At 69.5% G+C, this 8429-nt stretch carries 9 protein-coding genes; all 9 read left to right on the top strand.

The features are described 5' to 3' along the window. The coding region (locus RMO85_RS06875) for a M1 family aminopeptidase (protein WP_310527916.1) at positions 1 to 424 on the top strand (424 nt) is incomplete at its 5' end. Between the two features lie 66 nt (positions 425 to 490). Next, positions 491 to 1555, top strand: a complete 1065-nt coding sequence (locus tag RMO85_RS06870; protein WP_310527912.1) for an ABC transporter ATP-binding protein — start codon at positions 491 to 493, stop codon at positions 1553 to 1555. Next, positions 1552 to 2763: an ABC transporter substrate-binding protein gene (locus RMO85_RS06865; protein ID WP_310527906.1), complete on the top strand. Its 1212-nt coding sequence runs from the start codon at positions 1552 to 1554 to the stop codon at positions 2761 to 2763. The genes RMO85_RS06870 and RMO85_RS06865 overlap by 4 nt, the downstream gene beginning before the upstream one ends. A 3-nt stretch (positions 2764 to 2766) precedes the next feature. After that, a complete protein-coding gene (locus RMO85_RS06860; RefSeq protein ID WP_310527902.1) occupies positions 2767 to 3621 on the top strand; it encodes an ABC transporter permease in 855 nt (284 codons plus the stop codon). Next, complete coding sequence (locus tag RMO85_RS06855; RefSeq protein WP_310527898.1) at positions 3618 to 4430, top strand: ABC transporter permease; 813 nt, start codon at positions 3618 to 3620, stop codon at positions 4428 to 4430. The genes RMO85_RS06860 and RMO85_RS06855 overlap by 4 nt, the downstream gene beginning before the upstream one ends. A 43-nt stretch (positions 4431 to 4473) precedes the next feature. Beyond that, on the top strand, positions 4474 to 5070 hold the full coding sequence (locus RMO85_RS06850; protein WP_310527893.1) for an AMP-binding protein: 597 nt from the start codon (positions 4474 to 4476) through the stop codon (positions 5068 to 5070). Further along, entirely contained in the window at positions 5067 to 6188 is a 1122-nt protein-coding gene (locus tag RMO85_RS06845) for a 1-deoxy-D-xylulose-5-phosphate reductoisomerase (protein WP_310527889.1), read from the top strand. Before RMO85_RS06850 ends, RMO85_RS06845 begins: the two co-directional genes overlap by 4 nt. Further along, positions 6185 to 7531, top strand: a complete 1347-nt coding sequence (locus RMO85_RS06840; RefSeq protein WP_310527886.1) for a M50 family metallopeptidase — start codon at positions 6185 to 6187, stop codon at positions 7529 to 7531. Before RMO85_RS06845 ends, RMO85_RS06840 begins: the two co-directional genes overlap by 4 nt. A gap of 123 nt (positions 7532 to 7654) precedes the next feature. Next, the coding region (gene ispG, locus RMO85_RS06835) for a flavodoxin-dependent (E)-4-hydroxy-3-methylbut-2-enyl-diphosphate synthase (protein WP_310527884.1) at positions 7655 to 8429 on the top strand (775 nt) is incomplete at its 3' end.

The raw sequence follows: 8429 nt of genomic DNA, 5'->3' as shown, positions 1-8429 counted from the left end.
CGGGCGCTGGCGCGACATCTGGCTCAACGAGGGCGCTGCGACCTTCATGGAGTGGCGCTTCGCCGAGCAGCACGGGGGCACGTCCGCCGCCACCACGTTGCGCACCCGCTACGACGGGCTCGACGGCTCGGACCGCTTCTGGCGGCTCCCGATCGCCGACCCGGGCGCCGCGCACATCTTCGACGAGCCTGTCTACGACCGCGGCGGCATGACGCTGCAGGCGCTGCGCAACCGGATCGGCGAGGAGACGTTCTGGCGGCTGATCCGCACCTGGCTCCAGACCAGGTCCGGCGGCAACGGCACCTCCGAGGAGTTCGAGGCGCTCGCGGCGCAGGTGAGCGGCCAGGACCTGACCGGCTTCTTCACCGCCTGGCTGCGAACGCCGGCCAAGCCCGCCTCCACGGCCGACAACGGGCTGGCCTGAGCCTTGTTGTGTGCGACCGGATCTGACAGCATCCGTTGCACACCACCGCTCGCAAGGAGGTCTGACATGACCGCCGCGATCACGCTCCGGGGCCTCGTGCGGCACTTCGGGGATGTGCGCGCGGTCGACGGGGTCGACCTGGACATCGCCGAGGGTGAGTTCTTCTCGATGCTCGGTCCGAGTGGCTCCGGCAAGACGACGGTGCTCCGCCTGATCGCCGGCTTCGAACAGGCCACGACCGGCCAGGTACTGCTGGCCGGCCGTGATGTCACTGCGCTACCGCCCTACGCGCGCGACGTCAACACCGTCTTCCAGGACTATGCGCTGTTCCCGCACATGAGCGTCCGGGAGAACGTCGAGTACGGCCTCCGGGTCAAGAAGGTGCCCGCCGGCGACCGGCGCAGGCGGGCGACCGAGGCCCTGGCGGCGGTGCGGCTCGAGGCGTACGGCGAGCGGCGACCGCAGCAGCTGTCCGGCGGGCAGCGCCAACGCGTCGCCCTCGCCCGGGCGCTGGTCAACCGCCCGAGCGTCCTGCTCCTCGACGAGCCACTGGGCGCCCTCGACCTCAAGCTCCGCCGCGAGATGCAGGTGGAGCTCAAGCAGCTCCAGCGCGAGGTCGGCATCACGTTCGTGTTCGTCACGCACGACCAGGAGGAGGCACTGACCATGAGCGACCGGATCGCGGTGTTCAACGCGGGCCGGATCGAGCAGGTCGCCTCACCCACGGAGCTCTACGAGTCTCCGGCGACGTCGTTCGTGGCCGGCTTCGTCGGCACCTCCAACCTGCTGACCGGCGCTGCGGCCGAGCGGATCATGGGCCGGCCGGGGACCTTCAGCGTCCGCCCCGAGAAGATCCATCTGGACGGACCGTCCCCGCGCGTCAGCGGGACCGTGACCGGCGTCGTCTACCTCGGCTCGGTCAACCACTACATCGTCGACGTCGACGGCGGCGACACCCTCACCGTGCTCCGGCAGAACCTCCACGGCGGCGCCGACCAGCTGGTCACCCAGGGCCAACGCGTCGACCTGTCATGGCACGAGGAGCACGTCATCGATCTGTCCCCCCAGGAGCGGGGTCATCTCGGGGCCAGTCACGCACTCAGCGCCCAGTCAAACAAGGAGACACCATGAGAAGCACACGAGTCGCCCGCGCCCTGGTCGGCGCTGCTGTCCTGGCGGTGGTGGTTGCCGGATGCGGCACCGAGTCCGGCGACGGCGGCGGGGGTGGGGGGAGCGCAGACGCGGGGTTCACGGCCCCCGACCTGCCCATGGCCGAGGAGCTCGGCGACACGGAGGGCGAGTTGAGCGTCCTGGCGTGGCCCGGCTACGCCGAGGACGGCAGCACCGACAAGGCGGTGGACTGGGTGACCCCGTTCGAGGAGTCCACCGGCTGTGAGGTCAGTGTCAAGTACTTCGGCACCTCCGACGAGGCCGTGACGTTGATGAAGTCGGGTCAGTACGACGTCGTGTCCGCCTCCGGAGACGCATCCCTGCGGCTCATTGCGGCCGGCGACGTCGAGCCGGTCAACACCGATCTGGTCCCCAACTACGCGGACGTGTGGAGCTTCCTCAAGGACCGGGACTGGAACGCCGTCGACGGCCAGATGTACGGCATACCGCACGGGTACGGCGCCAACCTGCTCATGTACAACACCAAGGACGTGTCCCCGGCGCCGACCAGCTGGAGCGCCGTCTTCGACGACGCCGCGGCGCAGACGGGCAGGGTCACCGCCTACGACTCCCCGATCTACATCGCCGATGCTGCGCTCTACCTGATGACGCACCAGCCCGAGCTCGGCATCGAGAACCCGTACGCCCTCGACGACGACCAGCTCGCCGCGGCGGTCGACCTGCTCAAGCAGCAGAACGAGCACGTCAGCGAGTACTGGTCGGACTACCTCAAGGAGATCCAGGCCTTCACGACGGGCGACAGCACGATCGGCACGACCTGGCAGGTCATCGCCAACCTCGCTCAGGCGGAGAAGGTGCCGGTCGAGGCGATCCTGCCGGAGGAGGGAGCCACCGGCTGGTCCGACACCTGGATGGTCAGCTCGTCGACCGAGCACCGCAACTGCGCCTACGCGTGGTTGGACCACATCATCAGCCCACAGGCGAACGCCGACGTGGCGGAGTGGTTCGGGGAGGCGCCGGCCAACGCCAAGGCCTGCGACGTCGCGAGCAAGGGGCACTGCGAGACCTTCCACGCCGGGGAGGAGGACTACGCCGACCAGATCTGGTACTGGACGACCCCCATCGAGGAGTGCCTCGACGGCCGGACCGACGTGACGTGCACGACCTACACCGAGTGGACCCAGGCCTGGACCGAGGTCAAGGGCTGAGTGGTGGCCACCGGCATCCTGCATCGCCATCCCCGGCTCCGGCTCGGGCTGCTCCTCGGGCCGCCCATGCTGTGGCTGGGGGTGGCCTACCTCGGTGCCCTGACCGCCCTGTTCATCACCTCGCTGTGGACCGTCGACGGTTTCACCGGCAACATCCAGAGGTCCTGGACCCTGCAGAACTACCAGGACCTGTTCTCCATCGACGTCTACCGCTCTGTGACCATGCGCACCCTGGTCGTGGCGTTCGCCGTGACCCTGATCGACGCCGCGCTGGCCCTGCCGATCGCGATCTACATGGCCAAGGTGGCCTCGGTCAGGCTGCAGCGCGTCCTGCTCATCGCCGTACTCACGCCGCTGTGGGCGTCCTACCTCGTCAAGGCGTACGCCTGGCGCGGCATGCTGTCCGACGCGGGACCGATCGCGTGGCTGGCCAGGCCGTTCGGGTTGGACACGCCGGGCTACGGGCTCGCCGCCACGGTCATCACGCTGGCCTACCTGTGGTTGCCCTACATGATCCTGCCGGTCTACGCCGGGCTCGAACGGTTGCCCAACTCCCTGCTCGAGGCGTCGGCAGACCTCGGCGCCGGCACCGCCATGACCGTGCGGCGGGTGGTGATGCCGGTGCTGGTGCCGGCGTTCGTCGCCGGGTCGATCTTCACGTTCTCCCTCACCCTGGGCGACTACATCGCGGTCAAGATCGTGGGCGGTTCCAACCAGATGCTCGGCAACGTCGTCTACGACAACTTCCTCACCGGCAACAACATGCCGTTCGCGGCAGCGGTCTCGACGATCCCCGTGGTCGTGATGCTCGCCTATCTCGGTGCCGCGCGTCGCACGGGAGCTCTGGAGAACCTGTGACGCTCTCGCCGTGGACGCGTCGCCTGCTCGCCGCCTTCTCCGGGCTGGTGCTGGTGCTCATCTACACACCGCTGCTGCTGGTGCTGCTCAACTCGTTCAACGTCTCGCGCACCTTCGCGTGGCCACCGACCGGCTACACCACCCGCTGGTGGTCGGCCGCGTTCCAGTCCACCGGCGCGCGGTCGGCGATCCTGGTCTCACTCGAGGTGGCGGTGATCGCCACGGTGATCGCCCTGGTGCTGGGGACCCTGGCGGCCCTGGCCCTGCAGCGCTACGACTTCTTCGGCCGCGACGCCGTCTCGCTCCTCATCATCTTGCCCATCGCGCTGCCCGGCGTGGTCACCGGCATCGCCCTGGCCAACGCGTTCCTGACGATCTTCGGCATCGAGCTTGGCCTGTTCACGCTGGTCGTCTCGCACGCGACCTTCTGCATGGTCACGGTCTTCAACAACGCGGTGGCGCGGCTGCGGCGGCTGGGCGGCAACCTCGAGGAGGCCTCGATGGACCTCGGGGCCGGGCCGTTCACGACGTTTCGACGAGTGACGCTGCCGATGTTGCGATCGGCCCTGCTCGCCGGCGGACTGCTGTCGTTCGCCCTGTCCTTCGACGAGATCATCGTGACCACGTTCACCGTGGGCCAGGGCGTGCAGACCCTGCCCATCTGGATCTACCAGAATCTGTTCCGGCCCAACCAGGCCCCGGTCGTCAATGTGGTCGCGGCCGCGTTGATCCTGTTCTCCGCGGTCCCGATCTATTTCGCGCAACGACTCTCGGGCGACTCCCGCGAGGGGATGACCGGCGCGCGCTGACCTCACGCCGGTGTGGCCGGGTGGGGTGCGGAAGGATGGCGTCATGGACGTGATCTGGTTCCGGCCGCCGGCAGGCGACACCGGCACGCTGAATGCCTGCTACAACGCCGTCGACATCCACGTCATCCGTGGCCGGGCCGAGCAGGTCGCGCTGCTCGACGGCGATCGCCCGGTGACGTTCGCCCGGCTCCTGACCGAGGTCGGCGCCTTCGCCGGCGTCCTTCAGGCCTTCGGCGTCGGCCTGGGCGACGAGGTCGTGGTGATGGACGCGCCGCCGCTCGAGGACACCGTGGCCCAGCTGGCGTGCGCGCGTGTGGGAGCGGTCCTCCTGCGTGAACCGTCGCCGGCACCTGCGCTGGCCGTGGTCGGCACGGCGGCCGGCCATGACTTCGGTGCGGTCGCGCTGGTCACGGTCGACGACTCGGGCGAGCTCGACTGGGCCACGGCGATGCGCGCCGGACGCACCGACCCGGCAGGCTGCGCGGAGGTCCCCGGCGACGCCCTGCTGCGCGTCACCGACGGAACGCGGGTCGCCACCGCCGCACACCTCCTCGCCGTGGCGGCCGGCGAGGTCGTCGACCCCGTCCTGACCTCGCTGATGGCAGGGGAGACCCTCGTGCTGGCCGGGGACCGGTCATGAGGCGCGACATCGTCGTGCTGGGCTCGACGGGCTCCATCGGCACCCAGGCCCTCGACCTGGTGCGCGCCAACCCCGACCGGTTCCGGGTCGTCGGCCTGACCGCGGGCGGCTCCAACGAGGAGCTCTTCGAGCGCCAGGTCGCGGAGTTCGCGCCGGCCTTCAGCGGCCTCGGCGAGGACGCGTCGACCGAGGCGGCGGGCATGTCCTGCGACGTGGTGCTCAACGGCATCACCGGCGCTGTCGGCCTGCGCCCGACCCTGGCCGCGCTCGACGCCGGCAACACGCTCGCGCTGGCCAACAAGGAGTCGCTGATCATGGGTGGCCCGCTGGTCACCTCGCGGGCCAGGCCCGGCCAGATCGTGCCGGTCGACTCCGAGCACTCCGCGGTCGCCCAGTGCCTGCGTGGCGGCTCCGCCGGGGAGGTACGCCGCCTGGTGCTCACCGCCAGCGGCGGGCCGTTCCGCGGGCGGACTCGAGACGAGCTGGCCCAGGTCACGCTCGAGCAGGCCCTCCAGCACCCCACGTGGTCGATGGGCCCGGTGATCACCATCAACTCCGCCACCCTGGTCAACAAGGGGCTCGAGGTGATCGAGGCGCACCTGCTCTTCGACCTGCCCTTCGACCGGATCGAGGTCGTCGTCCACCCGACCAGCGTCGTGCACTCGATGGTGGAGTTCACCGACGGCTCGACCCTGGTGCAGGCGAGCCCGCCGACGATGGCGATCCCCATCGCGCTGGGTCTTGCCTGGCCCGACCGCATCCCGGACGCGGCCCCGGCCGTCGACTGGACGACGCCCGAGACGTGGGAGTTCTTCCCCCTCGACGACGAGGCCTTCCCGGCCGTGTCCCTGGCCCGCCTGGCCGGGGAGCGCGGGGCCACGGCGCCGGCCGTCTACAACGCGGCCAACGAGGTGTGTGTGGACGCGTTCATGGCCGGCCGGTTGCGATTCGTCGACATCGTGCCCACGATTGCCGCCGTGGTTGCGCGCCACGACGTACCCTTGCCGGAGCACCTGACGATTGACGACATCCTCGCCGCCGACACCTGGGCACGCGAGGAAGCCCGCCTCACGATCGGCCCGCCGATCGGCACTGCCCCCATCGGAGAGACTCTGTGACCGCGCTCTACTACACGCTGGGCGTGCTCATCTTCGCCGTCACCATCATGGCGTCGATCGGCCTGCACGAGTTCGGGCACCTGATCCCGGCCAAGAGGTTCGGCGGCAAGGTCACCCAGTGGTTCGTCGGCTTCGGCCCGACCGTGTGGAGCAAGAGGATCGGTGAGACCGAGTACGGCATCAAGGCGATCCCGCTCGGCGGCTACGTCAAGATCGTCGGCATGCTGCCGCCCGGCAAGGGTGAGCAGTCGGGCAACCCCGACGAGGACCTGCGCGTACGCAAGTCCAACACCGGGATGTTCACCCAGCTGATCAGTGACGCGCGGGCGGCCGAGTGGGAGCACATCGGCCCCGAGGACCGCGACCGGCTGTTCTACAGGCGGCCGTGGTGGCAGAAGGTCGTCGTGATGTCCGGTGGCCCCATGGTCAACCTCGCCATCGCGTTCTTCCTGTTCTGGGGAGTCTTCGCGACCGTCGGGCAGGTCGTCGACGCCACGGCCGAGCCCGTCGTGGCCGAGGTGGTGCCCTGCATCGTGCCGGCCGACGAGGACGGCCGCGTGTGCAGCGCCGAGGAGCTCGACAACAACCCGACGCCCGCAGCGGCGGCCGGACTGAAGCCGGGCGACCGCTTCGTGTCGTTCAACGGCGAGCCGGTGACGGACTGGACGCAGATGCAGAAGGCGATCCGGGCCAACGACAACGAAACGGCGACCATCGTCGTGGATCGCGACGGCGAGCAGCTGACCCTCGACGCGACCACCTCGGTCCAGCCTCGCCCGCTGGACGGTGACTCCGCCACGCTGACCCCGGTAGGCTTCCTGGGCGTGCTTCCCGAGCTGACCCCGGTCTACGAGACCGGCGGCCCGATCTACACCGCGCAGCAGATGGGCACCATGACCGTCGACGTGGTCGAGTCGCTCGCGCAGCTGCCGGTCAAGGTGTACGGCGTCGGCAAGGCGATCATCGGCCTCCAGGAGCGCGACCCCAACGGTCCGGTGAGCGTGGTCGGCGGCGGCCGCATCGCTGGCGAGGTCGCCAGCCACGACGAGTTCCCGCTCAAGGACAAGCTGGTCTCGCTGGTCATGCTGATCGCCGGCTTCAACCTCTTCGTGGGGCTCTTCAACTTCATCCCACTGCTGCCGCTCGACGGCGGCCACATCGCCGGCGCGCTCTACGAGGGCCTGCGCCGGGCCTGGGCACGCGTCCGGGGGCTGCCGGACCCGGGCTACGTCGACGTGGCCAAGCTGTTGCCGATCGCCTACGTCATGGGGCTGGCCATGTTGCTCATGGGCGTCGTGCTGATCATCGGCGACATCGTCGTACCCCTGCACCTGACGAGCTGACCCGACGCGCTGTGACCGCCACTGGTCAGGGAAGTCATGCACGTGTCAGGTGTTGCAACACCTGACACGTGCGGGAGTCCCCGGATATCCGGGGACTCCAACGCCGCCAGTAGGCTGGACGACATGACGTCTGTCGGCCTAGGCATGCCCGCTCTTCCCCCGCCCGTGCTGTCCCCCCGCCGGCAGACCCGTCAGATCAAGGTCGGATCGGTGGGGGTGGGCAGCGAGAGCCCGATCTCGGTGCAGTCGATGACGACGACGCTGACCTCCGACGTCAACGCGACGCTGCAGCAGATCGCCGAGCTCACCGCCACCGGCTGCGACATCGTCCGGGTGGCTTGCCCGAGCCAGGACGACGCCGACGACCTGCCCGCGATCGCCCACAAGTCGCAGATCCCGGTGATCGCGGACATCCACTTCCAGCCGAAGTACGTCTACGCCGCGATCGACGCCGGCTGCGCCGCCGTGCGCGTCAACCCGGGCAACATCCGCCAGTTCGACGACCAGGTCGGTGAGATCGCCCGCCGCGCCGCGGCTGCGAACGTCTCGATCCGGATCGGCGTCAACGCGGGCTCGCTCGACAAGCGCATCCTCGACAAGTACGGCAAGCCGACGGCCGAGGCGCTCGTCGAGTCAGCCGTGTGGGAGGCCGGCCTTTTCGAGGAGCACGACTTCCACGACTTCAAGATCTCGGTCAAGCACAACGACCCGGTCGTGTTGGTGCGCGCCTACGAGCTGCTCGCCCAGGCCGGCGACTGGCCGCTGCACCTCGGCGTCACCGAGGCGGGCCCGGCGTTCCAGGGCACCATCAAGTCGGCGACGGCCTTCGGGGCGCTGCTGTCGCAGGGCATCAGTGACACGATCCGCGTGTCCCTGTCGGCCCCGCCGGTCGAGGAGG

The organism is Nocardioides sp. (genome assembly GCF_031422975.1).
In the GTDB taxonomy this organism is placed as follows: Bacteria; Actinomycetota; Actinomycetes; order Propionibacteriales; family Nocardioidaceae; genus Nocardioides.
The sequence above is the reverse complement of the archived record's forward strand: the minus strand, read 5'-3'. Positions and strand labels throughout refer to the sequence as shown.